Annotated in this window: 2 protein-coding genes and 2 pseudogenes; all 4 read left to right on the top strand. The window is 42.9% G+C overall.

Features of this window, described 5'->3' with window-relative positions; all coding sequences use genetic code 11:
* Positions 1–56: 56 nt before the first annotated feature.
* A pseudogene (locus RDS42_RS14555) lies at positions 57–1,136 on the top strand (VirD4-like conjugal transfer protein, CD1115 family); the annotation flags it as partial.
* Complete coding sequence (locus RDS42_RS14560; protein ID WP_308784288.1) at positions 1,126–1,428, top strand: hypothetical protein; 303 nt, start codon at positions 1,126–1,128, stop codon at positions 1,426–1,428. The pseudogene RDS42_RS14555 and the gene RDS42_RS14560, both read left to right, overlap by 11 nt.
* A gap of 159 nt (positions 1,429–1,587) precedes the next feature.
* Entirely contained in the window at positions 1,588–1,746 is a 159-nt protein-coding gene (locus RDS42_RS14565; RefSeq protein ID WP_308784289.1) for a Maff2 family mobile element protein, read from the top strand.
* Between the two features lie 65 nt (positions 1,747–1,811).
* A pseudogene (locus RDS42_RS14970) lies at positions 1,812–1,887 on the top strand (XRE family transcriptional regulator); the annotation flags it as partial.

Raw genomic sequence — 1,887 nt, forward strand, 5'->3', positions numbered from 1 at the left:
GGTGTGAAGTGGGGGAAAAGGTGGAGATAATATCAAAACCTTACCTATCACTATAGGCCGAGCGTCTTTTGTATTCTGCACTGATCGGATACATCTGGTATGAGGCACCGGAGGAAGAACAGAACTTTTCTACTTTGCTGGAATTTATCAATGCCAGTGAAACCAGAGAAGAGGATGAAGAATTCAAAAATGCTGTAGATGAACTGTTTGAGGAACTGGAAGCGGAGAATCCGGAACATTTTGCAGTACGCCAGTACCGCAAATATAAGCTGGCAGCCGGAAAAACTGCCAAATCTATCTTAATTAGCTGTGGTGCCAGATTAGCCCCATTTGATATTGCAGAGCTTCGGGAGCTGACACGATACGATGAGATGGAGCTTGACATGCTGGGAGACCAGAAGACAGCCATGTTTGTCATTATCAGTGATACAGATGACACCTTCAACTTTATTGTTGCTATCATGTACACCCAGCTTTTCAATCTGCTTTGCGATAAAGCAGATGATGAGCATGGAGGAAGATTGCCTTATCATGTCCGTCTGTTGCTGGATGAGTTCAGTAATATCGGGCAGATTCCAAAATTCGACAAGCTGATTGCTACGATCCGAAGCCGCGAAATATCGGCTTCTATCATTTTGCAGTCACAGTCTCAGCTAAAGACAATTTATAAGGATGCGGCAGAAACCATCATAGGTAACTGTGATACGGTTTTATTTCTTGGCGGAAAAGAAAGCTCTACTCTAAAGGAGATATCCGAAACCCTTGGAAAAGAGACCATTGATCTGTATAACACTTCAGATACCAGAGGGAATAACCGCTCCTATGGACTGAATTATCAGAAGACAGGAAAAGATCTGATGAGTCGGGATGAGCTGGCAGTCATGGATGGCAATAAGTGTATCCTGCAGCTTCGAGGTGTTCGTCCGTTTTTCAGTGACAAATATGATATTACGAAGCACAGAAGGTATAAGGAGCTTTCTGATTACAACAGGAAAAATGAGTTCGATATCGAAAAGTATCTGGAACACAAGCTGGTTATTTCCAGGGATACAGCATTTGAAATGCATGAATACGAAATAACGAAAGAAGACATTGCAGCCGTAGAGGCTGAGGAAGGAGAACGATATGTGGATTAAACCAATGAGACGCAGGGGGAGAAGTGAATCCCTCTTTGTATTTGAATTTACTTCTATTGAAGAGGATTATATTCCGTTTATCCTCCATATGGAGAAGATTACAGCATTGATCCCCACGGAAAAGTGTAAAGCATATTTTGGTGAGCTGATTGATAAGCTCCGGTCCAGATGTGACAACCGATATGCCGCAGGAGAGGTGGTAGCTTCGACATTTTTATTTGATGATGAAATGGCAGAGCTGACAACCCATATGGCATATCTGCTCCTGCTTGTGGAGCCTGTAAAGAAATAGGAAGCAAACAGTATTGAGAACCGTTCCATAGGGAGCGGATTTTTTTGTTTGATGGAGGTTTGTATGAGGATAAGAAACAGATCGCCCTGTTTCTGGGGAGACAGGAACACCGGAAAAAAAGAAGAAAAGAAAATGATGAAATGAAGGAGGAAAAAATATATGGGATTTTTTACGAGCGCAATTAATATTTTGCAGACACTGGTAGTTGCCATCGGGGCCGGCCTTGGAGTCTGGGGTGTCATCAACCTGATGGAAGGTTATGGAAATGACAATCCGGGGGCAAAGTCTCAGGGAATCAAACAGTTTATGGCTAATTAAAGGGAACAAAAAGAAAGGAAAAGCACAATCCAGACGGTATCAGCGGCAGGCTACAAGAATAAATTGTGATTTCACAAGATTGGTGTTATAATAAGAGAAAAGTTCCTGCCGGGGCAGCCGCCCCGGTGGTATGGATAGAAA

Origin of the sequence: uncultured Blautia sp. (assembly GCF_902497045.1) — a bacterium.
Taxonomy (GTDB): domain Bacteria; phylum Bacillota; class Clostridia; order Lachnospirales; family Lachnospiraceae; genus Blautia_A.

Coding starts and splice junctions, on each gene's coding strand:
- RDS42_RS14560 (WP_308784288.1), top strand. CDS start 1,126: ATGTGGATTAAACCAATGAGACGCAGGGGGAGAAGTGAATCCCTCTTT.
- RDS42_RS14565 (WP_308784289.1), top strand. CDS start 1,588: ATGGGATTTTTTACGAGCGCAATTAATATTTTGCAGACACTGGTAGTT.